General features: G+C 62.4%; 32 protein-coding genes. 26 read left to right on the top strand and 6 right to left on the bottom strand.

The window, feature by feature from the left end:
• The first annotated feature begins 333 nt into the window (after positions 1 to 333).
• The 23 genes from rpsJ (at position 334) to BMX67_RS16250 (ending at position 13,771) form a co-directional block, all read left to right on the top strand.
• Positions 334 to 642: a 30S ribosomal protein S10 gene (rpsJ, locus tag BMX67_RS16360; protein WP_042247848.1), complete on the top strand. Its 309-nt coding sequence runs from the start codon at positions 334 to 336 to the stop codon at positions 640 to 642.
• 12 nt (positions 643 to 654) lie between these two features.
• The gene (gene rplC, locus BMX67_RS16355; RefSeq protein WP_090737278.1) at positions 655 to 1,518 is read left to right on the top strand and encodes a 50S ribosomal protein L3; all 864 of its coding nucleotides are present in this window, start codon (positions 655 to 657) and stop codon (positions 1,516 to 1,518) included.
• Positions 1,518 to 2,138, top strand: coding sequence for a 50S ribosomal protein L4 (gene rplD / locus BMX67_RS16350; RefSeq protein WP_090737276.1), 621 nt, complete (start codon positions 1,518 to 1,520; stop codon positions 2,136 to 2,138). Before rplC ends, rplD begins: the two co-directional genes overlap by 1 nt.
• The gene (locus BMX67_RS16345) at positions 2,135 to 2,431 is read left to right on the top strand and encodes a 50S ribosomal protein L23 (RefSeq protein WP_090737274.1); all 297 of its coding nucleotides are present in this window, start codon (positions 2,135 to 2,137) and stop codon (positions 2,429 to 2,431) included. Before rplD ends, BMX67_RS16345 begins: the two co-directional genes overlap by 4 nt.
• A gap of 97 nt (positions 2,432 to 2,528) precedes the next feature.
• Positions 2,529 to 3,365 carry a 50S ribosomal protein L2 gene (gene rplB, locus BMX67_RS16340; RefSeq protein ID WP_090737272.1) on the top strand — a complete coding sequence of 279 codons (837 nt, stop codon included), beginning with the start codon at positions 2,529 to 2,531 and terminating at the stop codon, positions 3,363 to 3,365.
• Between the two features lie 3 nt (positions 3,366 to 3,368).
• The gene (gene rpsS, locus BMX67_RS16335) at positions 3,369 to 3,647 is read left to right on the top strand and encodes a 30S ribosomal protein S19 (RefSeq protein ID WP_090737270.1); all 279 of its coding nucleotides are present in this window, start codon (positions 3,369 to 3,371) and stop codon (positions 3,645 to 3,647) included.
• A gap of 5 nt (positions 3,648 to 3,652) precedes the next feature.
• The gene (gene rplV, locus BMX67_RS16330) at positions 3,653 to 4,033 is read left to right on the top strand and encodes a 50S ribosomal protein L22 (protein ID WP_090737268.1); all 381 of its coding nucleotides are present in this window, start codon (positions 3,653 to 3,655) and stop codon (positions 4,031 to 4,033) included.
• Positions 4,033 to 4,743 (top strand): 30S ribosomal protein S3, encoded by a 711-nt coding sequence (gene rpsC / locus BMX67_RS16325; RefSeq protein ID WP_090737265.1) that lies wholly within the window; start codon positions 4,033 to 4,035, stop codon positions 4,741 to 4,743. The genes rplV and rpsC overlap by 1 nt, the downstream gene beginning before the upstream one ends.
• 12 nt (positions 4,744 to 4,755) lie before the next feature.
• Positions 4,756 to 5,169: a 50S ribosomal protein L16 gene (rplP, locus tag BMX67_RS16320; protein ID WP_090737263.1), complete on the top strand. Its 414-nt coding sequence runs from the start codon at positions 4,756 to 4,758 to the stop codon at positions 5,167 to 5,169.
• A 204-nt stretch (positions 5,170 to 5,373) separates the two neighbouring features.
• Positions 5,374 to 5,580 carry a 50S ribosomal protein L29 gene (rpmC, locus tag BMX67_RS16315; RefSeq protein WP_090737261.1) on the top strand — a complete coding sequence of 69 codons (207 nt, stop codon included), beginning with the start codon at positions 5,374 to 5,376 and terminating at the stop codon, positions 5,578 to 5,580.
• Positions 5,581 to 5,592: 12 nt separating this feature from the next.
• Complete coding sequence (rpsQ, locus tag BMX67_RS16310) at positions 5,593 to 5,838, top strand: 30S ribosomal protein S17 (protein WP_090737259.1); 246 nt, start codon at positions 5,593 to 5,595, stop codon at positions 5,836 to 5,838.
• Positions 5,839 to 5,914: 76 nt separating this feature from the next.
• Positions 5,915 to 6,283, top strand: coding sequence for a 50S ribosomal protein L14 (rplN, locus tag BMX67_RS16305; RefSeq protein ID WP_010400243.1), 369 nt, complete (start codon positions 5,915 to 5,917; stop codon positions 6,281 to 6,283).
• On the top strand, positions 6,283 to 6,588 hold the full coding sequence (gene rplX, locus BMX67_RS16300) for a 50S ribosomal protein L24 (protein ID WP_090737257.1): 306 nt from the start codon (positions 6,283 to 6,285) through the stop codon (positions 6,586 to 6,588). Before rplN ends, rplX begins: the two co-directional genes overlap by 1 nt.
• Entirely contained in the window at positions 6,588 to 7,148 is a 561-nt protein-coding gene (gene rplE / locus BMX67_RS16295) for a 50S ribosomal protein L5 (RefSeq protein WP_090737255.1), read from the top strand. The genes rplX and rplE overlap by 1 nt, the downstream gene beginning before the upstream one ends.
• 18 nt (positions 7,149 to 7,166) lie before the next feature.
• The gene (gene rpsN / locus BMX67_RS16290) at positions 7,167 to 7,472 is read left to right on the top strand and encodes a 30S ribosomal protein S14 (protein ID WP_090737252.1); all 306 of its coding nucleotides are present in this window, start codon (positions 7,167 to 7,169) and stop codon (positions 7,470 to 7,472) included.
• A gap of 10 nt (positions 7,473 to 7,482) precedes the next feature.
• Positions 7,483 to 7,881: a 30S ribosomal protein S8 gene (rpsH, locus tag BMX67_RS16285; protein WP_090737250.1), complete on the top strand. Its 399-nt coding sequence runs from the start codon at positions 7,483 to 7,485 to the stop codon at positions 7,879 to 7,881.
• A gap of 12 nt (positions 7,882 to 7,893) precedes the next feature.
• Positions 7,894 to 8,427 (top strand): 50S ribosomal protein L6, encoded by a 534-nt coding sequence (rplF, locus tag BMX67_RS16280; protein ID WP_090737248.1) that lies wholly within the window; start codon positions 7,894 to 7,896, stop codon positions 8,425 to 8,427.
• A 12-nt stretch (positions 8,428 to 8,439) separates the two neighbouring features.
• Positions 8,440 to 8,799: a 50S ribosomal protein L18 gene (gene rplR / locus BMX67_RS16275; RefSeq protein ID WP_090737246.1), complete on the top strand. Its 360-nt coding sequence runs from the start codon at positions 8,440 to 8,442 to the stop codon at positions 8,797 to 8,799.
• Between the two features lie 131 nt (positions 8,800 to 8,930).
• A complete protein-coding gene (gene rpsE, locus BMX67_RS16270; RefSeq protein ID WP_090737244.1) occupies positions 8,931 to 9,497 on the top strand; it encodes a 30S ribosomal protein S5 in 567 nt (188 codons plus the stop codon).
• Between the two features lie 12 nt (positions 9,498 to 9,509).
• A complete protein-coding gene (gene rpmD / locus BMX67_RS16265) occupies positions 9,510 to 9,695 on the top strand; it encodes a 50S ribosomal protein L30 (protein WP_090737242.1) in 186 nt (61 codons plus the stop codon).
• Between the two features lie 144 nt (positions 9,696 to 9,839).
• On the top strand, positions 9,840 to 11,270 hold the full coding sequence (locus BMX67_RS16260) for a mannose-1-phosphate guanylyltransferase/mannose-6-phosphate isomerase (protein ID WP_090737240.1): 1,431 nt from the start codon (positions 9,840 to 9,842) through the stop codon (positions 11,268 to 11,270).
• A gap of 182 nt (positions 11,271 to 11,452) precedes the next feature.
• On the top strand, positions 11,453 to 12,685 hold the full coding sequence (locus tag BMX67_RS16255) for an aromatic ring-hydroxylating oxygenase subunit alpha (RefSeq protein ID WP_217645889.1): 1,233 nt from the start codon (positions 11,453 to 11,455) through the stop codon (positions 12,683 to 12,685).
• 9 nt (positions 12,686 to 12,694) lie between these two features.
• The gene (locus tag BMX67_RS16250; protein ID WP_090737237.1) at positions 12,695 to 13,771 is read left to right on the top strand and encodes an FAD-binding oxidoreductase; all 1,077 of its coding nucleotides are present in this window, start codon (positions 12,695 to 12,697) and stop codon (positions 13,769 to 13,771) included.
• Positions 13,772 to 13,847: 76 nt separating this feature from the next.
• On the opposite strand, the gene BMX67_RS16245 is transcribed toward BMX67_RS16250, so the two are convergent.
• A complete protein-coding gene (locus BMX67_RS16245) occupies positions 13,848 to 16,409 on the bottom strand; it encodes a GcvT family protein (protein WP_090737235.1) in 2,562 nt (853 codons plus the stop codon).
• Positions 16,410 to 16,592: 183 nt separating this feature from the next.
• Positions 16,593 to 17,267: a GntR family transcriptional regulator gene (locus tag BMX67_RS16240; protein ID WP_090737233.1), complete on the bottom strand. Its 675-nt coding sequence runs from the start codon at positions 17,265 to 17,267 to the stop codon at positions 16,593 to 16,595.
• 99 nt (positions 17,268 to 17,366) lie between these two features.
• Between BMX67_RS16240 and BMX67_RS16235 the strand changes: the two genes are divergently transcribed.
• Positions 17,367 to 18,401: a trans-3-hydroxy-L-proline dehydratase gene (locus tag BMX67_RS16235; RefSeq protein WP_090737231.1), complete on the top strand. Its 1,035-nt coding sequence runs from the start codon at positions 17,367 to 17,369 to the stop codon at positions 18,399 to 18,401.
• Here BMX67_RS16235 and BMX67_RS16230 read toward each other — a convergent pair.
• Genes BMX67_RS16230 through BMX67_RS16220 form a run of 3 tightly spaced genes read right to left on the bottom strand, consistent with a single transcriptional unit; the run spans position 18,398 to position 21,585 of the window.
• On the bottom strand, positions 18,398 to 19,654 hold the full coding sequence (locus BMX67_RS16230; protein WP_090737229.1) for an NAD(P)/FAD-dependent oxidoreductase: 1,257 nt from the start codon (positions 19,652 to 19,654) through the stop codon (positions 18,398 to 18,400). The two genes, BMX67_RS16235 and BMX67_RS16230, sit on opposite strands and share 4 nt — an antisense overlap.
• A 48-nt stretch (positions 19,655 to 19,702) precedes the next feature.
• Positions 19,703 to 20,635 carry a 4-hydroxyproline epimerase gene (locus tag BMX67_RS16225; protein WP_090737227.1) on the bottom strand — a complete coding sequence of 311 codons (933 nt, stop codon included), beginning with the start codon at positions 20,633 to 20,635 and terminating at the stop codon, positions 19,703 to 19,705.
• Entirely contained in the window at positions 20,626 to 21,585 is a 960-nt protein-coding gene (locus BMX67_RS16220) for a dihydrodipicolinate synthase family protein (protein WP_090737225.1), read from the bottom strand. The genes BMX67_RS16225 and BMX67_RS16220 overlap by 10 nt, the downstream gene beginning before the upstream one ends.
• 122 nt (positions 21,586 to 21,707) lie before the next feature.
• On the opposite strand from BMX67_RS16220, the gene BMX67_RS16215 reads away from it, so the two are divergent.
• Both BMX67_RS16215 and BMX67_RS16210 read left to right on the top strand, forming a co-directional pair.
• Complete coding sequence (locus BMX67_RS16215) at positions 21,708 to 22,358, top strand: helix-turn-helix domain-containing protein (protein WP_090737223.1); 651 nt, start codon at positions 21,708 to 21,710, stop codon at positions 22,356 to 22,358.
• Positions 22,359 to 22,400: 42 nt separating this feature from the next.
• Entirely contained in the window at positions 22,401 to 23,435 is a 1,035-nt protein-coding gene (locus tag BMX67_RS16210; protein ID WP_090737221.1) for an Ldh family oxidoreductase, read from the top strand.
• Here BMX67_RS16210 and truA read toward each other — a convergent pair.
• On the bottom strand, positions 23,432 to 24,214 hold the full coding sequence (truA, locus tag BMX67_RS16205; protein WP_090737219.1) for a tRNA pseudouridine(38-40) synthase TruA: 783 nt from the start codon (positions 24,212 to 24,214) through the stop codon (positions 23,432 to 23,434). The two genes, BMX67_RS16210 and truA, sit on opposite strands and share 4 nt — an antisense overlap.
• Positions 24,215 to 24,216: the final 2 nt, after the last annotated feature.

The raw sequence follows: 24,216 nt of genomic DNA, 5'->3' as shown, positions 1-24,216 counted from the left end.
TTCGAAAATCATCAAGTGATCCCATCAGGGATATCGTGAGATGAAGGCCCGCACCAAAAGGTGCGGGCCTTTTTCATGACCCGAACCCGCTTGAGAATATTCCGGGCCTAGCTGCCGCGGACCGCCTGTCCACAGGCCTGCGCCAACCCGCTTGACAGCGCGTATCTTATGCGCCAAAAGCCCCCATCGCCACCGGTCCGCATGGAATCGGTTGCTTTTGCAAAGGCCGTCCGTTATGGGGGCGGCCTTGCAGTTTTTTTACGGTTCGACGCTGGCAATGCGTGGTGTGTTGTCAGCCTCTCAACTGGAACTCCCCGTCTAGAGGGATGACGTATGCAAAGCCAAAACATCCGTATCCGGCTGAAGGCGTTCGATTACCGCGTGCTGGATGCCAGCACCCAGGAAATCGTCAACACCGCCAAGCGCACCGGTGCGACCGTTCGCGGCCCGATTCCGCTGCCGAACAAGATCGAGAAATTCACCGTCCTGCGTGGCCCGCACATCGACAAGAAGTCGCGCGACCAGTGGGAAATCCGCACGCACAAGCGTCTGCTGGACATCGTCGATCCGACCCCGCAGACCGTTGACGCCCTGATGAAGCTCGACCTCGCCGCCGGCGTTGACGTCGAGATCAAAGTCTAAGGGGGACGAGACATGCTGCGTACTGGTGTTATCGCCAAGAAACTGGGCATGACCCGTCTTTTCATGGAAGACGGCCGTCAGGTTCCGGTCACCGTCCTGCAACTGGACGCCCTGCAAGTCGTGGCTCAGCGCACCGCTGACCGTGACGGTTATACCGCCGTCCAGCTGGGCGCCGGTGTTGCCAAGGCAAAGCGCACGACCGCCGCGATGCGTGGTCATTTTGCCAAAGCTTCGGTCGCGCCCAAGCGCAAGATCGCGGAATTCCGCGTCGCCGAAGAAAACCTGATCAATGTCGGTGAGGAAATCACGGCTGACCACTATTTCGCCGGTCAGTTCGTCGATATCGCCGGCACCTCGATCGGTAAGGGCTTTGCGGGCGCGATGAAGCGTCACAACTTCGGTGGTCTGCGCGCCTCGCACGGCGTGTCGATCAGCCACCGTTCGCATGGTTCGACCGGTCAGTGTCAGGACCCCGGCAAGGTGTTCAAGGGCAAGAAGATGGCCGGTCACCTGGGTGCCGTGCGCGTCACGACCCAGAACCTGCAGGTTGTCCGCACCGATGCCGATCGTGGCCTGATCATGGTCAAGGGTTCGGTTCCGGGCTCGAAAGGTGGTTGGGTCACCATCAAGGATGCCGTCAAGAAGGCCATCCCCGAGAACGTGATCTACCCGGCCGCCCTGAAATCGGCTGCCGATGAGGCGAAGCGCGCCGCAGAAGAAGCTGCTGCACAGGCCGCTGCCGAGGAAGAAGCCGCCCGCAAGGCCGCCGAGGCCGAGGCAGCTGCTGCCGAAGAAGCCGCGCTGAAGGAAGCCGAAGCCTCGATCGAGGCTGAAAAGGCCGACGGCGGCGATGCTGCGCCCGAAGGAGACAAGTGATGAAACTCGATGTGATCAAGCTGGATGCCGGTAAAGCCGGTTCGATCGAGCTGGCCGACGAGATCTTCGGGCTGGAGCCGCGTGGCGACATCCTGCAGCGCGTCGTCCGCTGGCAGCGCAACAAGGCTCAGCAGGGGACCCACTCGGTTCTCGGCAAGTCGGATGTCAGCTACTCGACCAAGAAGATCTATCGCCAGAAGGGCACCGGCGGCGCACGCCACGGTTCCAAGAAGGCGCCGACCTTCCGTCACGGTGGTGTCTACAAGGGCCCGACCCCGCGTTCGCACGCGTTCGATCTGCCCAAGAAGGTCCGCGCCCTGGGCCTGAAGCACGCTCTGTCGGCGAAAGCCACCGCAGGTGAGCTGGTCGTGGTCGAGGATCTGAACCTGACCGACGCCAAGACCTCGGCAGTCGCCAAGGCCGTGAAGGAAAACGGCTGGAAGCGCGTGCTGGTGATCGACGGTGCCGAAGTCAACGAAGGCTTCGCCCGTGCCGCGCGCAACATCGAAGGCGTGGACATCCTGCCGTCGATGGGCGCCAACGTGTATGACATCCTGAAGCGTGACACGCTGGTGATCACGCGTGCGGGTGTCGAAGCTCTGGAGGCTCGCCTGAAATGAGCGCGAAACCCGAACATTACGATGTGATCGTCAAGCCGGTCATCACCGAGAAAGCCACGCTGACGTCGGAAAACAACGGCGTTGTCTTTCAGGTGACCAAGGATGCGACCAAGCCGCAGATCAAGGACGCGGTGGAAGCTCTGTTCGGCGTCAAGGTGAAGGCGGTCAACACCACCATCACCAAAGGCAAGCAGAAGCGCTTCCGCGGTCAGCTGGGCCGTCGCAGCGACGTGAAAAAGGCCTATGTGACCCTGGAAGAGGGAAACACTATCGACGTGTCCACCGGACTCTGATAGTAGGCTGCGAATCTGCGGCCCCGGTTAAATCCGGGGCCGCTGATCTTTTGGACGAAACGGACCACCACGGTCCAAAGCTACGGAAGACAGAAAGATGGCATTGAAGTCGTATAAACCGACGACGCCTGGCCAGCGCGGGCTGGTTCTGATCGACCGTTCGGAGCTTTGGAAAGGTCGCCCGGTCAAATCCCTCACCGAGGGTCTGACCAAGAAAGGCGGCCGGAACAACACCGGACGGATCACCATGCGCCGCAAAGGCGGCGGGGCGAAGCGCCTGTATCGCATCGTCGATTTCAAGCGCAACAAGTTCGATGTGACCGCAGTGGTCGAGCGGATCGAATACGATCCCAACCGCACCGCGTTCATCGCGCTTGTGAATTACGAAGACGGTGAGCGTGCCTATATCCTGGCACCGCAGCGTCTGGCAGTTGGCGACAAGATCGTCGCAGGTGCCAAGGTTGACGTGAAGCCCGGCAACGCCATGCCCTTCAGCGGCATGCCGATCGGTACCATCGTCCACAACGTCGAACTGAAGCCCGGCAAGGGCGGCCAGATCGCACGTTCGGCCGGTACCTATGCCCAGTTCGTCGGTCGCGACGGTGGCTACGCACAGATCCGCCTGTCCTCGGGCGAGCTGCGCATGGTCCGTCAGGAATGCATGGCCACCATCGGTGCCGTGTCGAATGCCGACCACTCGAACCAGAACCTGGGTAAAGCAGGTCGCAACCGCCACAAGGGCATCCGTCCCAGCGTTCGCGGTGTTGCCATGAACCCGATCGACCACCCGCATGGTGGTGGTGAGGGCCGTACTTCGGGTGGCCGTACGCCGGTTACGCCCTGGGGTAAGGACACCAAGGGCAAGAAGACCCGCACGAACAAGTCGACCGACAAGTATATCCTGCGGTCGCGTCACCAGAAGAAGGGGCGTTAATCGATGGCACGTTCTGTTTGGAAGGGCCCCTTTGTTGACGCCTATGTGCTCAAGAAAGCGGAAAAGGCCCGTGAGTCGGGGAAATCCGACGTCATCAAGATCTGGTCGCGTCGTTCGACCATCCTGCCGCAATTCGTTGGCCTGACCTTCGGCGTCTATAACGGGCAGAAGCACATTCCCGTTGCTGTGACCGAAGAGATGATCGGCCAGAAGTTCGGTGAATACTCGCCGACCCGGACCTACTACGGTCACGCGGCGGACAAGAAAGCCAAGAGGAAGTAATCGTCATGGGTAAGGAACAGAATCCGCGCCGCGTGGCGGAGAACGAAGCGTTCGCCAAGATCAAGATGCTTCGCACCTCGCCGCAAAAGCTGAACCTCGTGGCTCAGTTGATCCGTGGTAAGAAAGTCGAACGCGCTCTGGCCGACCTGACCTTCTCGCACAAGCGCATCGCAGGCGACGTGAAGAAATGCCTTCAGTCGGCCATCGCGAACGCCGAGAACAACCACGGTCTGGACGTCGACAACCTGATCGTCGCCGAAGCCTGGGTTGGCAAGAACCTGGTGATGAAGCGTGGCCGTCCGCGGGCACGTGGCCGTTATGGCAAGATCATGAAGCCGTTTTCGGAAATCACCATCAAGGTGCGCCAAGTCGAGGAGCAAGCGTAATGGGTCAGAAGGTCAATCCGATCGGCATGCGCCTCCAGGTCAACCGCACCTGGGACAGCCGCTGGTACGCCGATGACAAGGAATATGGCGATCTGCTGCTTGAAGACCTGAAAATTCGGGACTTCATCAAGAAAGAAGCCAAGCAGGCCGGCATCAGCCGCGTCATCATCGAACGTCCGCACAAGAAGTGCCGCGTCACCATCCACGCTGCGCGTCCGGGTGTGATCATCGGCAAAAAAGGCGCTGACATCGAAGTCCTGCGCAAGAAGCTGTCGAACTTCACCGCCAGCGACGTGAACCTGAACATCGTCGAAGTCCGCAAGCCGGAAGTCGATGCTGCGCTGGTCGCTGAATCGATCGCTCAGCAGTTGGAGCGTCGTGTGTCGTTCCGCCGCGCCATGAAGCGTTCGGTCCAGAACGCCATGCGTATGGGCGCCCTGGGTATCCGCGTGAACGTTGCCGGCCGTCTGGGCGGTGCCGAGATCGCACGGACCGAGTGGTATCGCGAAGGCCGTGTGCCCCTGCACACCCTGCGCGCCGACATCGATTACGCGCTGGCCGAGGCCATGACCCCCTATGGGATCATCGGTATCAAGGTCTGGATCTTCAAAGGCGAGATCATGGAGCATGACCCGCAGGCTCGCGACCGCAAGGCCGCCGAGGCTCAGGAAGGTCCGGCTCCGCGTGGTCCGCGCCGCGACGCGCGCTAAGGAGAACGACAAATGCTGCAACCGAAACGGACGAAGTTCCGCAAACAGCACAAGGGCCGGATCCACGGCAACGCGAAGGGCGGCTTCGAGCTGAACTTCGGCTCGTTCGCACTGAAAGCGGTCGAGCCCGAGCGTGTCACCGCCCGCCAGATCGAAGCGGCTCGCCGCGCGATCACCCGCCACATGAAGCGTCAGGGCCGCGTCTGGATCCGGATCTTCCCGGACCTGCCGGTTTCCTCGAAGCCGACCGAAGTCCGGATGGGTAAAGGTAAAGGCTCGATCGATTTCTGGGCAGCCCGCGTCCACCCGGGCCGGATCATGTTCGAGATCGACGGCGTCAGCACCGAGATCGCACGCGAAGCGCTGCGTCTGGGCGCGATGAAGCTGCCGGTTCAGACCCGCATCGTCGAGCGTCAGGACTGGTAAGTCGCTGCGTGCACCGCACGCAGGTTCCAGGATTGGCCCCGCCGGAAACGGCGGGGCCTGCCTTTTTCCCCGAAAGGCGGGGAAGGGGGTTGCAATAGCCGGTTTCAGCCTGTATGGGCTGGCCTTCATCACGAAACTCCACCGGAATCAGGGTGGCCCGGACAATCCGGGGCTCTCCGGTGATGTTGGAAAGGATACCGCGCAATGGACGCGCAAGAACTGAATTCGAAAACGCCTGATCAGCTGAAAGAGCAGCTGGTTGCGCTGAAGAAAGAAGCCTTCAACCTGCGGTTCCAGCAGGCAACCGGCCAGCTTGAAAACACCGCCCGCATGCGCAGCGTTCGCCGCGATGTGGCCCGTGTGAAAACCATTCTGAACCAGAAAGCGGCGGAAGCCGCGGCCTCGAACTAAGGAGTCGCACCCATGCCCAAACGCATCCTGCAAGGCAAGGTCGTCTCGGACAAGAACGAGCAGACCGTCACCGTCCTGGTCGAACGCCGCTTCAAGCATCCGCTGCTGCACAAGACCGTTCGGATCTCGAAAAAATTCCGCGCCCATGACGCGGAAAACCAGTTCAAGGTCGGCGACACCGTCCGCATCGCGGAATGTGCCCCGATCTCGAAGACGAAACGCTGGACTGTCCTGACGGACGAAGCTGCTTCGGCATAAGTCCATCATCACAGATCAGTAATGATCGAAACCCTGGGGCCGGAAAGGCCGGTCCCCAAAGGTCGGGAGAAACCAAATGATCCAGATGCAGACCAATCTGGATGTTGCTGACAACTCCGGCGCACGCCGGGTTCAGTGCATCAAGGTCCTGGGTGGTTCGCACCGTCGCTATGCGTCGGTGGGCGACATCATTGTCGTTTCCGTCAAGGAAGCCATCCCGCGGGGCCGGGTCAAGAAAGGTGACGTCCGCAAGGCCGTCGTCGTTCGGACCGCAAAAGAAGTGAAGCGCGAAGACGGAACCTCGATCCGCTTCGATCGCAACGCCGCCGTCATCCTGAACAACCAGGGTGAGCCGGTCGGGACCCGTATCTTCGGCCCGGTCGTGCGCGAGCTGCGTGCGAAGAACTTCATGAAGATCATCTCGCTTGCTCCGGAGGTGCTGTAATGGCTGCCAAGCTTAAAAAGGGCGACAAGGTCGTCGTGCTGGCCGGCAAGGACAAGGGCAAGCAGGGCGAAATCACTGCCGTGTTCCCGAAAGAGAACAAGGCAGTCGTTGATGGCGTGAACATCGCGATCCGTCACCAGCGCCAGACCCAGACCAGCCAGGGTGGTCGCACGCCGAAGGCGATGCCGATCGACCTGTCGAATCTGGCCCTCATGGACAAAAACGGCAAAGCGACCCGCGTCGGCTTCCGCGAGGAAGACGGCAAGAAGGTCCGTTTCGCCAAGACCACGGGAGACGTGATCTGATGCTGGACGCTTCGAAATACACGCCGCGCCTGCGTTCGCAGTACCGCGACAACGTTCGTGCCGCTCTGAAAGAAGAGTTCGGCTACAAGAACGACATGCAGATCCCGCGTCTGGACAAGATCGTCCTGAACATGGGTATCGGCGAGGCCGTCAAGGACACCAAGAAGGTGAAACAGGGCGCTGAAGAGCTGTCGCTGATCGCCGGTCAGAAGGCTGTCATCACGAAGGCCAAGAAGTCGATCGCCGGCTTCCGCGTTCGTGAAGAAATGCCGCTGGGTGCCAAGGTGACCCTGCGCGGCGACCGGATGTACGAATTCCTGGATCGCCTGATCAACATCGCGCTGCCGCGCGTCCGCGACTTCCGCGGCGTGAAAGGCACGGCTTTTGATGGTCGCGGCAACTACGCCATGGGCCTGAAAGAGCACATCGTGTTCCCGGAAATCAACTTCGACAAGGTCGACGAAGTTCTGGGGATGGACATCATCATCTGCACCACCGCGAAGACCGACGCGGAAGCGAAATCGCTGTTGAAGCACTTCAACATGCCGTTCAACAGCTGATCGCGGAAGGTAAGAGATATGGCAAAGAAGTCGATGGTTGAGCGCGAGAAAAAGCGCCAGCGCATGGTCGCTCAATACGCTGACAAGCGTGCGGCCCTGAAAGAGGTCATCAACGACCAGTCCCGCCCGATGGAAGAGCGTTTCAAGGCTTCGCTGAAGCTGGCAGAACTGCCGCGCAATTCTTCGGCAACGCGTCTGCACAACCGGTGTGAACTGACCGGTCGTCCGCATGCGTATTACCGCAAACTGAAACTGTCGCGGATCATGCTGCGCGAGCTCGGCTCGAACGGTCAGATCCCCGGTCTGGTTAAATCGAGCTGGTAAGGGGGCGAAAATGAACATGAACGATCCTCTCGGCGATATGCTGACCCGCATCCGCAACGCACAGTTGCGCGGCAAATCGACCGTTCGCACCCCGGCCTCCAAGCTGCGCGCTTGGGTTCTGGACGTGCTGAAAGCAGAAGGTTACATCCGCGGCTACGAGGAAGTGACCACCGAAGAAGGCCATAACGAGCTGGAAATCGGTCTGAAATATCACGACGGCACTCCGGTCATCCGGGAATTGTCGCGCGTTTCGAAGCCTGGTCGCCGCGTCTATGCCGGCTCCAAGGAAATCCCGCAGGTCCGTCAGGGCCTGGGCGTCTCGATCGTGTCGACCCCGAAAGGTGTCATGTCGGATGCAGCGGCTCGCAATGCCAATGTCGGCGGCGAAGTCCTCTGCACCGTATTCTAAGGAGGGCAGCAGATGTCTCGGATTGGTAAGAAGCCGGTCGAACTGCCCAAGGGCGTGACGGCCGAGATCAAGGGCCAGACCATCGAAGTGAAGGGCCCCAAGGGCACCCGCAGCTTCACCGCGACCGATGAGGTCGATCTGGTCACGGAAGAGAACAACGTTCACGTCAAACCGCGTGGCCTGCACAAGCGTGCGCGCCAGCAGTGGGGCATGACCCGTTCGATGATCGAGAACCTGACCGTCGGCGTGTCGGAAGGCTTCAAGAAAGAGCTGGAAATTCAGGGTGTGGGTTACCGCGCACAGATGCAGGGCAAGACCCTGAAGCTGTCCCTGGGCTACAGCCACGAGGTGAACTTCGAGACCCCGGACGGCGTCACGATCACCGCACCGAAGCAGACCGAAATCGTTGTCGAAGGTATTGACCAGCAGCTGGTCGGCCAGGTTGCGGCAAACATTCGCGAGTGGCGTCAGCCCGAGCCCTACAAGGGCAAAGGCATTCGCTACAAGGGCGAGTATGTTTTCCGCAAGGAAGGCAAGAAGAAGTAAGGGGCGCGAGAAATGGCACTGAAAAAGCAAGAGCTGTTCCAAAAGCGCCGCCTGCGCGTGCGGAACAAACTGCGGGCCGAAAACAACGGTCGCCCGCGTCTGTCGGTTCACCGTTCGTCCAAGAACCTTTCGGTTCAGGTCATCGACGACCTGAACGGCGTGACCCTGGCCTCGGCCAGCACGCTGGAAAAGGATCTGGGCATGGTCGGCAAGAACAACGTCGAAGCCGCTGCCAAGATCGGCGCTGCGATCGCGGAACGTGCGAAGAAAGCCGGTGTGGAAGAAGTCGTCTTCGACCGCGGTGGTTTCATCTTCCACGGCAAGATCAAGGCACTGGCCGAGGCTGCCCGCGAAGGCGGTCTGAAGTTCTGATGCATGCGGGTGGCGCGTCCTGACAAGGGACGCGCCATCCCGATGATCCGGGGCCCCTTCGCAGTGCGGGCGGGCCACCTGGGTTGGATTTGAACGGCGCGGTCTGCGCGCCACCTATAAAGGAATGCCTGATGGCAGAACGTGAAAACCGTCGGGGCCGTCGCGAAGATCGCGAAGAGACCCCGGAATTCGCCGATCGCCTTGTTGCGATCAACCGCGTGTCGAAAACCGTCAAGGGTGGTAAGCGCTTTGGCTTCGCCGCACTTGTCGTTGTCGGCGACCAGCGCGGTCGCGTGGGCTTTGGCAAAGGTAAGGCCAAGGAGGTCCCCGAGGCCATCCGCAAGGCGACCGAACAAGCCAAGCGCAACATGATCCGCGTGCCGCTGCGCGATGGTCGTACGCTGCACCACGACATCGAAGGTCGTCATGGCGCCGGCAAGGTCATCATGCGCACCGCCGTTCCAGGTACCGGCATCATCGCCGGCGGCCCGATGCGTGCCGTGTTCGAGATGCTGGGTGTTCAGGACGTCGTTGCGAAATCGCAGGGCTCGCAGAACCCCTACAACATGATCCGCGCCACGCTGGACGGTCTGAAGAAAGAATCGAGCCCCCGTTCGGTCGCGCAGCGTCGCGGCAAGAAAGTGGCCGACATTCTGCCCCAGACCGACAAGCCGGCTGTCGAAGCCGCCGAAGCGTAAGGAGACAGGCGAATGGCTACTATCGTCGTCAAGCAGATCGGTTCGCCGATCCGTCGCCCCGCCATCCAGCGTGAGACGCTGAAGGGTCTGGGCCTGAACAAGATGAACCGCACGCGCGAGCTGGAGGATACCCCTTCGATCCGCGGCATGGTCGCCAAGATCCCGCATCTGGTGACGATCATCGAAGAAAAGTCGTAAGACACCGCGCATCTGCGCAGCATGATTGGGGCGGCATCCTGTTGGGATGTCGCCCTTTTCGTTTCAAATCCCGTGCGGGTGCTTGGCGGGGCGGGTAGGCTGGGCTATCCCTTTCCAAAAGCATAAGTGTCTGCGAGGGGCGGGATGGCCAAGATTACTCCGATTCTGATGGCGGGTGGTTCGGGAACGCGGCTGTGGCCGGTCTCTCGCAAGGCGTTCCCGAAGCAATTCGCCCAGCTGATCGGTGAGCAGACCTTGTTTCAGGCCTCGGCCCTGCGTCTGTCCGGGGCCGATTATGCCGATCCGGTCGTGATGACCAATGCGGATTTCCGCTTTATCGTGGCCGAACAGCTGGAGCAGGTTGGCCTTGCGCCCGGCGCCATCGTGATCGAACCTGCGGGCCGCAATACGGCGCCGGCCATTCTGGCAGCTGCATTGATGGTCGCCAAAACCGACCCCGAGGCGTTGTTGCTGGTTGCCCCTTCGGATCATGTCATCCCTGATGTCGCCGCCTTCAGCCGCGCCGTGCAGCAGGGCAGTGGCCCAGCCGCCGACGGTCGGATCGTCACCTTCGGCATCACCCCCGATCGCCCCGAGACCGGCTATGGCTATCTGGAACTGGCCGGGCAGGGCGACGGGCCGCAGCCCTTGGCGCGTTTCGTTGAAAAGCCGGATGCCGAGCGCGCCGCGCAGATGCTGGCCCAGGGCAATTTCCTGTGGAACGCGGGCATCTTCCTGTTCAAGGCCAGCAGCATGATCGATGCCTTCCGTCAGCATGCGCCGGAATATCTGGACCCGGTCGGCCAGGCGCTGTCGCAGGCAAAGACCGATCTGGGTTTCCTGCGGCTGGCCCCCGCGCCCTGGGAAGGGTTGGCCGACAATTCCATCGACTATGCGGTGATGGAAAAGGCCGACAACCTGACCGTCGTGCGCTTTTCCGACCGATGGTCGGATCTGGGCGGTTGGGACGCGGTCTGGCGCGAGACGCTGGATGCGGCCCCTTCGGATCGTGGTGTAGCCACCGCGCATGCGACCGCGATCGATTGCGACAATGTGCTGCTGCGCAGCGATGATCCTGACCTGGAGGTCGTGGGCATCGGGTTGAAGGATACGATGGTGGTGGCCACCGGCGATGCGGTGCTGGTCGCCGGGATGGACCGGGCGCAGGATGTGCGTCTTGCCGTCAGCGCATTGAAAGACCAGAAGAAAAAGCAGGCAACGGCTTTTCCCCGCGATCACCGCCCCTGGGGTTGGTTCGAGACGCTGGCGCTGGCCGATCGTTTTCAGGTCAAGCGCATCGTGGTCAAACCCGGCGCGGCCCTGTCGCTGCAAAGCCATGTTCACCGGTCCGAACACTGGATCGTGGTCAGCGGCACGGCCAAGGTCACGGTCGATCAGACGGTCACCCTGGTTACGGAAAACCAGTCGATCTATGTGCCCCTTGGCGCCGTTCATCGGATGGAAAATCCCGGCAAGGTGCCGATGGTGCTGATCGAGGTGCAGACCGGCAGCTATCTGGGCGAGGATGACATCATCCGTTACGAGGATGTCTACGCGCGCGACAATGACGACTAGCCCGGCGTGGCCTTTGGGTCGCAGCCGGGCGTCGAAAGTCGCATGTGTCTGAAACATGACGTGTTGTGTCGCAAATCGTCCGCGGCGCGATTCCGTCATTGCTAGGGTGGAAGTCAGGCCCATTTTGCGGGCGTTCATGTCGTCCACCGGCGCGGCCGCGCCATCAGACCCACAGGTGCGTAATGTCTCACCCCATGTCCACAGCCCAGCTTGTCGCCGCACGCGAGCCGGGCTTTTCGCTGCCGCGTGATCTGTATTGTGGTCAGCAGGCATTGCAGGATGATCTGGAACAGATCTGGTATCGCGAATGGCTGTTTGCCGCGCCGTCCTGCGAGTTGCCCAAGACGGGCAATTTCGTCACGCTGAATGTGGGGCAGTATCCGGTCATCATCACGCGCGGCGGTGACGGACGTGTGCGCGCCTTCCACAATGTCTGTCGCCACCGGGGTCAGCGCCTGTGCCCGCAGGCCAATGGCAGCAACCCGAAGCTGGTCTGCCCCTACCACCAGTGGACTTATGATTTGGACGGCAAGCTTCTTTATGCGCGCGACATGGGCGAGGGGTTCGATGCGTCGAAATACGGGCTGAAGCCGGTGCATTGCGTCGATCTGGGCGGGATGATCTTCATCTGCCTTGCGCAGGTGCCGCCGGCGGTCAATGAGCTGGCCAAAAACCTGATGGCCTATGCCGGTCCCAGCGGGATTGCCGAGTCGAAGGTCGCGTTCAGCTCGACCATCGTCGAGAAGGGCAACTGGAAGCTGGTGATGGAAAACAACCGCGAATGCTATCACTGCGGTGGGTCGCATCCGTCGCTGTGCCGGACCTATTCCGATGATCCGCTGATGACGGTGATGGAAGGGCCGAACGCCGCCAGCCCCGAAATCCTGTCGCATTGGGATCGCTGTGACGCGGCCAAGCTGCCGTCGCGTTTCGTGAATGCGCCCGACATGCAATGGCGGATGGCGCGGGTGCCGCTGATGGATAATCAGGAAAGCTTCACCATGTCTGGCAAGGCCGCCGTGGCACAGCGCATGGGCACGATCCCGTGGAACGACGCGGGCAGCCTGATGTTCTATCACTTTCCGTCCAGCTGGAACCACTTTCTGCCCGATCATGCCATCGTCTTCCGCATTCTGCCGATCAGCCCCACCGAGACCGAGGTCACGACCAAATGGCTGGTCCACAAGGACGCGGTCGAGGGCAAGGATTACGACCTGCAGAAGCTGACCGAGGTCTGGATGGCCACCAATGACGAGGACCGTCGCGTGGTCGAGGAAAATCAGGCCGGGATCCTGTCGCCCGCCTATCAGCCCGGCCCCTATTCGCCCAGCCAGGAGGCCGGCGTCATCCATTTCGTGGACTGGTATTGCGGGGTGATGTCCTCGCGTCTGAACACCGCCGTAGCGGCAGAATAGGGCAGATCGATGGCAAAGACGCGCATGCAATGGTCGGCAGAGCCGTGGAACGATTCCGAGATGCTGGAAGTCACGCAGATCGTTCCCGAGACCGCCGACACCTGGACCTTTTCGTTCCGGTCGCCATCGGGCGCGTGGTTCGATTACGAGCCGGGGCAATTCGTCACTCTGGACCTGCCGGTGCCGGGCGGAAACGTGCAGCGGACCTACACGATGTCGTCGTCGCCATCGCGTCCCCTGTCGATTTCGGTCACGGCCAAGGCCGGGCCGAAATCGGTCGCGACGCGCTGGATGATGGAAAACCTGAAGCCGGGGATGCTGGTCAAGGCCTATGGCCCCGCCGGGATCTTCAGCCTGGCACGGCACCCGTCCGAGAAATTCCTGTTCATCTCGGCCGGTTCGGGCATCACGCCGATGATGTCGATGACGACATGGCTGTGGGATCGCGGCCCGCGCCCCGATATCGTGTTCGTCCATGCCGCGCGGCGCCCCTCGGATGTGATCTTCCGCGAACGGCTGCGGCACATGGCCAATCGCACTTCGGGTCTGCAATTGCACCTGACGGTTGAAGAGCATGACGAATATCAGTCGTGGTCGGGCTATCGCGGGCGCCTTAGCCAGATCATGCTGGGCCTGATGGCGCCGGACTATCTGGAACGCGAGGTGTTCTGCTGCGGCCCCGAACCGTTCATGCAGGCTGTGCGGGACATGCTGATCTCGTTGGGTTACGACATGGACCGCTATCATCAGGAAAGCTTTGGCGCCCCCGTCGAAACCGAGGCAGAGGCCCCGGTGCTGGACGATGTGGTTCTGGACGAAGAGGCGCGTTCGGAACTGGTCTTTGCCAATTCGGGCATCACCACCAAATGCAACGAAACCGACACCGTTCTGGCCGTCGCCAAGGCCAGCGGCCTGAACATCCCATCGGGCTGTACCTTCGGTCTGTGTGGCACCTGCAAGGTCCGAAAGACCGAGGGCGAGGTGCATATGGTCCATAACGGCGGTATCTCGGACGACGATATCGACGAGGGGTACATCCTTGCCTGCTGTTCCAACCCGATCGGGCGCGTCGTCGTCGAAGTCTGATCGCAGGGCCGCGCGGCCACTCGCCATGAAAAGGCCCCGGCAGGTCGTACCTGCCGGGGCTTTTCTGGTCTGCCGATCAGCTTTTCGGCTTGGCGTTTTCGGGGTCGTAAAGCGGGTGGTAGCCGACACCCGCGACCTCGACGGGGAAGGGCTCGTCGAAATAGGTGACCTGCAACTTGCGTCCGATCTGGCAATATTCATGCGGCAGATAGGCCAGCATGATGTTCTTGCCGACGGTCGGGCCATAGGCCTGCGAGGTGGTGAATGACCGGCGGCCAAGCGCGTCGATCAGGACGCTGCCGGTGTCCGGGTCGATAACCGGCATCGTGTTGACCGGATAGCGTGCCACCCCGTTCGCGTCGGTATTGTCGGTCATCACCAGCGTGCACAGCATGGCGGGCTGATGATCGCGGGCGCGATATTCAAGATGCCTGGCCTTGCCGCAGAAATCGGCCTCTTTGACCTTCGGGCGCGCCAGATCGGCCTCGTAGAGGTTGTATTGCGTGTGCAGATCAGCGTTCTGCAGGCGCAGTGATTTTTCCAGACGGCGCGAATTGGCATAAGTTTCGACCCCGACGGCGATGACCCCGGTTTCGCGCAGCGCGTCCCACACCGCCAGACCGTCGTCATAGGGCATGTGCAGTTCCCAGCCCTGTTCCCCGACATAGGAAATGCGGAACGCCGTGACCTTGCGGCCCGCGATCTGGATGTCGCGGATGGCGGCGAAGGGAAACGCCTCGATGTTCAGCGCATCGGGGTCGGCGACGACCTTTTTCAGCGTCTCGCGGGCATTCGGGCCCCAGATGCCGATGGTGGTGTAGTCTTCGGTGACATCGGTGATGGTGACATCAAAGCCCTTGTCCTGTGCCACGCGGCGCATATGCATCAGGTCGCGCGGGCCTGCATCGGCGCCGTTCACCAACCGACAGCGATCCGCCATGCGGAAAACGGTGAAATCGGCGCGGACATTGCCTTCGGTGTCCAGCATGTGGGTATAGATGCCCTTGCCGATATTGCCGTCGCCGCCGATCCTGGCCGCGCACAGCCATTCCAGCAGTGCCACGTGATCGGGGCCTGAAATGTCGGTCATGTGGAAATGCGACAGGTTGATCAGGCCGCAATCGGCGCTCATCTCAAGCTGTTCGGCATTCGACACGCGCCAGAAGTGGCGGTTGTCCCATTCGTTCTCGCGAACCGGCACCTGATCGGCGTATTTTTCCAGCAGATGTTCGTTCGCGGCATAGCCATGGGCACGTTCCCAGCCGCCCAGTTCCATGAAATAGCCGCCCAGCTCCTTTTCGCGTTCGTGAAACGGTGACCGGCGGATGCCACGGCCATTGCCGAAGGGTTCGCGCGGATGGACTGGCGGGTTGTAGATCTTGGCGGCGGTTTCCTCGCAGCGGCCCCAGATGAAATCCTCGGACAGCTGAAAGTCCTGAAACCGCGCGTAATCGATGCCGTGATGGTCGATATGGGTGCGGCCATCGGTCATCCAGTCGGCGATCAGCTTGCCCATGCCGGGGCCGTCCTTGACCCAGATCGCAACGGCATACCACAGCCCGCGCAGCTTGCGGCTTTCGCCCATCGAGGGGCCGCCATCGGTGGTCGTTTGCAGCAACCCGTTGAACGAGTGGCTTTCGTTGAAGCCCAGATCGGCAAGGATCGGCGTCAGTTCGATCGCGCGTTCCAGCGGCTCGATCACATCGTCCAGTTCCAGATCGCGCTGCGACGGGGACAGGCGGGCCTGTTCCTTGGTCAGCAGGTCGCGCGGATGGACCATCCGCACGTCCTTTTCATAATAGTAGCCCCATTCCATCTGACCGCCCTCGGTCGATTTCGGATCGCCGGTGTCGCGCATATAGGCCGAATTGCCCTGATCGCGCAGCAATGGGCGTCCGATTTCCAGGCCGGTGCCGGCGAATTCCTCGTAGGGGCCAAAGAAGGTCAGCGGGTGGTCCACCGGCATGACGGGCAGATCCTCGCCCGCCATTTCGGCGATCAGACGGCCCCACAGGCCCGCGCAGACGACGACATGATCGGCCATGATCGTGCCGCGTGGCGTGCGGACCCCGGTGATCCGGCCGTTTTCCGACAAAAGCTCCAGCGCGGGGCAGTTTGCAAAGGCCTGCAGCTTGCCCGCCTTGACGCCCATGTCGACCAGCTTGCCCGCGACGGTCTGCGACCGGGGTACGACCAGTCCGGCATCGGGGTCCCACATCGCGCCCTGAATCTGATCTTCTTCCAGCAGCGGGAATTTTTCCTTTGCTTCGGCGGCGGTGATCATCCTGACGCGGCTGCCGAAGGCGCGGCCCGAATCGCAGCGACGGCGCAGTTCCTGCATGCGGGCGTCATCGCCGACACGCGCGACTTCCAGCCCGCCGATGCGGGAATAGTGGCCCAGCTTTTCGTAGAAATCGGCGGAATACAGGCTGGTCCAGGTGCTAAGCTGATCGTGGCTGGTCACATAGCAGAAATCCGACGCATGGGCGGTCGAGCCGACATCGGTCGGAATCCCGGATGTGTCGATGCCCACGATATCGTCCCAGCCGCGTTCGATCAGGTGATGCGCGACCGAGGCGCCGACGATACCGCCAAGACCAACGATGACGACGCGCGCATGCTGCGGAAATTTGGACATTCAGGACCCCCATGAAACAGGTTGAGAGGATGGAAGCTGCAGCAGTGCATGTTGGGTTCGAAGGCTGCGCGGGTTCAGGACTGATGTCCCAAATTGCCCGATTGCAGCGGGCCGCAATAGAACGAATGCGACATTGGAAGGTGACTGCTACGACATCGCATGCAGAAGTTTCGTCGCGGGTGGCTAAACCGCTGGGGCCTGCTGTTCGGTCAGATGTGCCAGAAGCGAGGCCATGGCACCGCGGATATGCTGCGCGGTCAGGTCGGCTGCCAGATCGGCATCGCCGGCCTCGCATGCAGCCAGGATCTGTCGGTGTTCGCGGTCGGCGCGGGCCTGCCCCGCGGTCAGGTATAATTGCGCGCGCAGGAACCGGTCGCTGAGGTTCAGAAGATTCGTCAGGATCGCGTCGGTGCGGGGTTGCAGGTCCGGGCGATACAGCGCGGCGTGAAATTCGCGGTTGCGATCCATCCAGTCGGCGGGATCGGTCGCGTCGTGAAATGCCGTTGCGGCCTTGCGGGCGCGGGTCAGGGACACGCTGTCCAGTCGCGGCACGGCGTGGCGGATCGCCTCGGCCTCGATCAGGGCACGCAGGCGGAACACCTCTTCGATATCGGCGATGTTCAGTTGCGTCACGAATGCCCCGCGATAGCGTTGCGTTTCAACCAGCCCAAGCTGTTCCAACCGGGCAATCGCCTCGCGGACGGGGATGCGGCTGACATTGAAGGCGGCGGCGATCTGTTCCTGACGCAGTTGCGCGCCCTGTTCCAGATCACCTTTCACGATCGCCTCGCGCAGCGCCTCGAAGATCGTATCCACGGCGGATCGGGTCTGCGACAGGTCCTGTGCGCGAAATGCCATGTCGAAATTTCCTCAAGATGAAACCATGCTTGGTTTTGGATACAATATCCAATATTCCGGTTCCAGTGAGTTTCAAGGCAGCGGTCGCAAGGGGGAAACATGCGCAGCACGAAGGTGATCCATGTGGTGTCCTGTCATGCCGAGGGTGAGGTCGGCGATGTCATCGTGGGTGGGGTGGCGCCGCCGCCGGGTGACACGATCTGGGATCAGCGTCGCTGGATCGCACAGGATGACGTGTTGCGGAACTTTGTCCTGAACGAGCCGCGCGGTGGGGTGTTTCGCCATGTGAATCTGCTGGTGCCGCCCAAACATCCCCAGGCGCAGATGGCCTGGATCATCATGGAACCAGAGGATACGCCCCCGATGTCGGGATCGAACGCGATCTGCGTGGCCACCGTGTTGCTGGATAGCGGGATCATCCCGATGCAGGAACCCGTCACCCGGATGGTGCTGGAGGCGCCGGGCGGTCTGGTCCGGGTGCGCGCCGATTGTGCCGATGGCAAGGCGCAGCGCATTCATGTCGAAAACCTGCCCTCATTCGCGACGCGTCTGGGCGTGCCGCTGGATGTGCCGGGGGTTGGCCAGATCACCGTCGATACGGCCTTTGGCGGCGACAGTTTCGTGGTGGTCGATCCGGTCGCGCTTGGCGTCGATCTGGTGGCCGGGAATGCGCGGCAGATCGCCGAACTGGGCATCCGCATCACCAATTCCGCCAATCGGCAGTTGCAGTTCGTCCATCCCGACAAGCCTGACTGGCGGCACCATTCCTTTTGCCTGTTCGCCGGGCCGGTCAGCCGCGATGGGCATGATCTGCGCGCGCAGTCCGTGGTGGCGATTCAGCCCGGAAAACTGGACCGTTCGCCGACGGGAACCGCAGTGTCTGCCCGCATGGCGATCCTGCATGCGCGGGGGCAGATGGGGCTTGAGGATCGTTTTACGGCGGTGTCGATCATCGGGTCGGAGTTCCAGGGGCGCATTCTGGGACCGGCCAGCGTCGGCGATCTGCCCGCGATCCGCCCCGAGATCAGCGGCCGAGCCTGGATCACCGGCACGCATCAACACATGCTGGACCCCGGCGATCCCTGGCCCGAAGGGTATCGCATCGCGGATACTTGGCCGCGGCTGTTCGACTAGCCGCCGAAACGCGTCGCGCGGAATGGCAGCAACGGGATCTGCGGGCTGCGACCCGACACCAGCTCGGCCACCAGTTCCGCCGTGCCCGCCGATTGCGTCAGACCCAGATGACCGTGACCAAAGGCATAGATCACGCGGTCGGATTTCGGGGCGCGGGCGATGATCGGCAGACTGTCGGGCAGCGACGGGCGAAAGCCCATCCACTGCGTGCCGCCCGTCGGGTCAAAGCCGGGCAGGAACCGGGCCGTCTTGCGCAACAGGGTTTCGGCGCGTTTGAAATTCGGTGGCAGGTTCAGCCCGCCCAGCTCGACGGCGCCGCCGACGCGTAGCCCGTCACCGATGCGCGTGACCACGAAACCATGCGCACCAAAGGTCAGATGCGTCCGCAGATCAAAGCTTGCGGTGGGGAAGGTGGTGTTATAGCCGCGCTCGGTTTCCAGTGGGATGCGGTCGCCCAGCATCCGCGCGATCCGATGCGACCACGCGCCCGCGGCCACCACCACCTGATCGGCCCGCAGCGTGCCGATATCGGTGGTCACATCGACCCCGTCGGGGCGAGGCGCGAGGCCGGTGACCGCCGCCGTGACGATCTGGCCGCCGCGTTCGGTCAGGGCATGGGCCAGATGCCGTGTCCAGCGCAGCGGATCGACGGTGTTCAGCCAATCGGGGGTAAAGCCCGCATGGGTGAAGCGCGGGTTCAGTCCGGGTTGGATCCGGGCGATGGCGTCAGGGTTGTCCAGAAGTTCGAAGGCGATGCCATGCCGGCGGCGCTGTTCCCACGCGGGCAGGCTGGCCTGAAACTGCGCGGCACCTTCGTAAAGCTGCAACTGTCCTTCGCGGCGGATAAGGGCCTGCGCATCGGTGGTTCTGATCACCCGTTCCAGCGCCTGTCGCGACAGCGCCATCAGCGACGCTTGCGACGCCACCGCCGCGTCATACCGGTGATGCGCGGTCGCCCGCCAGAAATGCCACATCCACGGCAGGATCCGCAATGCATGGCCGGGCCGCACCGACAGCGGTCCCAGCGGGTCCAGCAACCATTTCGGGGCCTTCTTCATGATCCCCGGCGTGGCCAGCGGCTCGATCTCGGCAAAGGCGAAGGCCCCGGCATTCCCGGCCGAGGTTTCGGCCGCGACGCCCTTGCGGTCAAGAAGCCGCACCTGATGCCCCTGCGTCTGAAGCACAAGCGCGGTGGTCACACCGATGATTCCCGCGCCGATGACGATGATCTGTGACTGCGTGGTCCTGGTCATCTGTGACTGCCCGGATGATGCGCCCGACCTGTGCGACCGGGGGTGTTGTCAGCTTGGTATACCCGATCGAAACGGATCGTCAGGCAGAAAGAACAACCGGCTTTCCGCCATGACATAGGCCCGACCCGTGATCGAGGGGATGACGCCGCCCTGCACGCCCCTGCGCCATGACAGGCGATAGGTGCTGCCGATGATGCTTTCCTGCACGATCTCGTGGCCTTCGGGCAGGCGCTTGTCTGCGGCAAGGCAGGCCAGCCGCGCCGAACATCCGGTGCCGCAGGGCGACCGGTCATAGGCATCGTCGGGGCACAGCACGAAATTGCGGCTATGCGCCGTCGGATCCTGTGCGGGGCCGTAGAAAATGACGTGATCGACCTGCATTCCGTCATCGCCGCCGATGCCCTGATCCCACAGCGCCTGCCGCACGGCAATGGCGGCGCGGGTCAGCGCCGCGATATTGGCGGGTTCGACCGGGACGGGGCCGGGTTCGACCAGAAAGAAGCAGTTGCCGCCATAGGCCAGATCGCCGGTCACGGGGCCAAGCTGCGGCACCTCGACCGTGATATCCTTGCGGATGCGGCGGCTTTCGATATTCGTCACCGTCACCGTATGCGCGTCGATCACGTCGACGGTGACGATACCGACCGGGGTTTCGATCCGGTGCCGACCGGTGGCGATCCGCCCCATGTGGAACAGCGTCGCGGCAAGCCCGATCGTGCCATGCCCACACATGCCCAGCACCGCCTCGGCATCGAAAAAGATCACTCCGGTCACACAGTCCGGATCGACCGGCCTGACCAGCAGCGCACAGACCATCGCGACCTGACCGCGCGGTTCCAGAACGACGGATCGGTAGAAGTCGCGATGATCGCGGGACAGCAGCGTTGCGCGTTCGGACAGCGGGCCGCCGCCAAGGTCGGGCCCGCCATTCACGATGACGCGGGTCGGTTCGCCGCCGGTATGGCTGTCGATCACATGCATTCGGCGATCACTCCGCCCTGGCGGGACCATGCCGCGAACCAGGCGTTGAACTGATGATACTGCGCCTCGCAGAACCGCGCCTGCGAGGTGGACAGCACATCCGTTTCATTGATGTTCAGCGCGTATTCCGGCTCGCCCTTCAGGGTCATCAGATGCTTGAAATACAGCACAAGATCGACGCCCTCGTCGAATTTCGCCAGTACCGAGAATGCCTGCGTCAATTCGCGCGCCCGCAGGTCGGCCTCGGGGCAGCCTTGGGCGGCGCGGCGCGACAATGCGGTTTGCAACAGCGTTTCCTTGGGAAAGATCGTGCCGATCCCGGTGATCGCACCGACCGCGCCGCATTTGACAAAGCCGTGGTAAACCTCGGTATCCACGCCGACCATCAGGATCACCTTATCATCCATCGAGGTGATGTGTTCGGCCGCATAGCTGAGATCGTCCTTGCCGCCGAACTCTTTGAAACCGATCAGGTTTCTGTGCTCATCGCGCAGGGCAAAGAACAGGTCGGCCTTGGTCGAATAGCCATAATAGGGGCTGTTGTAGATGATCGCGGGCACGTCCGGGGCGGCATCCAGAACCGCCTTGAAGTGATGGCGTTGCGCGGTGACCGACTGCCCGCGTGACAGCACTCGCGGAATGACCATCAACCCCGCCGCGCCCATGTCCTGCGCATGGCGCGCATGGGCGACGGCGGATCTGGTGTTGATCGCGCCCGTTCCCACCACGACCGGCACACCCGCCCGGATCAGGCGGCGGACCCCCTCCATGCGCTGGTCGTCGGTCAGCAAGGGCCAATCACCGCAGGACCCGCAGTAAACCACCCCCGACATCCCCGCCGCGATCATCTGCTGGCCCTTGCGCACCAGCGCGTCGAAATCGGGCTGACGGTCGGCGGTCAGCGGGGTCAGAAGGGCCGGGATGGTGCCGTGAAAGACGTCCTGTTTCATGGTCGGGCTCCGTTCGTCGGAAGGGATGGGCCGCAGGCAAGTTCGTGCTGTGCCGGTGGTGGCCTGTTGCACCCTGCATGCGGATATGCTTAAACAATCAAAATTGGTAAAAAAAGAAAAATATGACGCAAGTGGAAAAAACTTCGCGCAAGGCGGCCACGCCAGACGCGGCCCATGACACCTGGGAAGCCGAGCGGCAGCAGCTGCGATCCGATCTGGGCGGCAGGATGAAGGCCGTGCGCCAGTCCTGCGGCTATACGCTGGAGGTGGCGGCGCAGCGCACCGGGCTGGCCCTGTCGACCATCCACAAGATCGAGAATGGCCGCGTCTCGCCCAGCTATGAAAACCTGGTCCGGATCGCGCGGGCCTATGACATCGGGATGGAACGCCTGTTTTCATCGGATCACGACGCGAACCAGACCACGCGCATGACGATCACCCGTGCGGGCGAGGGGCGAAAGGTCCGCGCGAAGAACTTTGAATACGAGGTTCTGTGCAACGCGCTGGCCGACAAGAAGATCATTCCGCTGGTCACCACGGTCAAGAACCGTGCCGCGCTGCGTCCCGAGGAATTCGAATCCCATGACGGTGAAGAAACCCTGTTCGTGCTGTCGGGCCGGGTCGAACTGGTGGTCGAACATTATGAACCCGTCGTGCTGGGGTCGGGCGATTGCGCCTATTTCGACAGCACGCTGAAACATGGCCTGCGTGCGCTGGACGATACCGAGGCACGGGTCTTTTGGGCCTGCACCTATACGGATGTGGCCCGATAGCCCACGCGCCAGCCCATCCCTTTTTCACAGGAGATATCCCCAATGGATCAACCCGACCCCGTTTCCGTCGAGGCGCTTCTGGCGCGGGTCGAGCGGATTTTCGTCAAGGCCGGGCTGCGGGCCGAAAATGCCCGCGATGTCGCGCGTGTCATCGTCGCGGGCGAACGTGACAATTGCAAATCCCACGGGATCTACCGGATCGAGGGCTGCCTGCGTGTTCTGGCGGCGGGCAAGGTGTCGCCAGACGCGGTGCCACAGCTTGTCGATCAGGGAAAATCCGTGATCGAGGTCGATGCCGGGGGCGGGTTTTCCAACCCCGCCTTCTACGCCGCCAAGAATGCGCTGGTCGACCGGACACGCAGCACGGGCCTCGCGGCGCTGGTGATCCGCGACTGTCTGCATTTTTCCGCGCTGTGGCATGATGTCGAGGCGTTGGCCCAGCATGGGCTGGCCTCGTTGTCGATGTGCCCCAGCTATGCCTTTGTCGCGCCGGCGGGGGGAACGCAACCCTTGCTGGGCACCAACCCCTTTGCGTTCGGCTGGCCGCGCAAGGGTGATGACCCCTATGTTTTCGACATCGCCACCAGCGTCGCGGCGCGGGGCGAGATCGAGTTGCATCGCCGCGCGGGCACCCCGATCCCCGAAGGTTGGGCAATGGACGGCGACGGCAATCCGACCACCGACCCCGAGGCCGCGCTGGATGGGGCGATGCTGACCTTCGGCGGCCACAAGGGCTCTGCCATCTCGACCATGATCGAACTGCTGTCGGGCGCGATGCTGGGCGAATTCATGAGCAAGGAGGCGCTGGACTTCATGGGCGGCACCGATCTGCTGCCCCGGCACGGTGCCCTGGTTCTGGCGATGGACCCGCAGGTTTTTGCCGCACGCAGCGGGCGCGACCCGATTGCCCAGGGCGAGATGCTGTTGTCGGCCATTGCCGGGCAGGGTGCCCGCCTGCCGTCCCAGCGCCGTTTTCAGGCCCGTGCCAGATCCCTGCGCGACGGTATCTTGCTGACACGGGCCGAACTTGACCAGCTGGACCGGTTCGAACGACTGGGACTTGCGGCGCTGACCTAATCTGCCGGGAAGGGCGGATCGGGATAGCCTACGCCGGTCAGGTACAGGCCGAAGGGCGGGCAGACCGGGCCACAGGCGGCGCGATCCTGCGCCGCCAGCGCCTGTTGCACCTGACCCGGCGCCCATGACCCGGCGCCGACCCGTTCCAGCGTCCCCACGATCGAGCGCACCTGATTGTGCAGGAACGAACGCGCCCGCAGGTGGAACCGATATTCCTGCCCGCCGGGGAAGGGATGCGCCTCGATCCGGATCTCATCCATCGTCTTGATCGGGCTTTTCGCCTGACAGATCGAGGATCGGAAGGTCGTGAAATCATGCAGCCCGATCAGATGCGCGGCACCTTCGCGCATGGCCTCTGTGTCCAGCGGGTTCAGGATTTGCCAGACCATGCCGCGATCATGGGTCACCGGCGCGCGACGCGCGACCAGCCGGAAGGTATAGCGCCGTTCCAATGCCGAAAAACGGGCATGGAAATCATCGGCGACACGGGCGCTGTCAACAATCGCGACCGGCGCGGGTTTCAGGTGGAAATTCAATGCCTCGCGCAGGCGGAACGGGTCCCAGGCCCGGTCCAGATCGGCATGTGCGACCTGTCCCGTGGCATGTACCCCGGCATCGGTGCGCCCGGCGGCGGCAATGCGTGCGCCCTTGGCAAATCCGGGGTCCAGCCGCGCCAGCGCGTTCTCGATCGCGCCCTGGACCGAGGGTTGGTCGGCCTGTGCCTGCCACCCGGCGAACGGGCGGCCGTCATATTCGATCTTCAATGCAAAACGGGGCATGG

The sequence above is a fragment of the Paracoccus homiensis genome, from assembly GCF_900111675.1.
GTDB classification, from domain to species: Bacteria; Pseudomonadota; Alphaproteobacteria; order Rhodobacterales; family Rhodobacteraceae; genus Paracoccus; species Paracoccus homiensis.
This window is presented reverse-complemented; position numbering and strand designations above follow the sequence as displayed.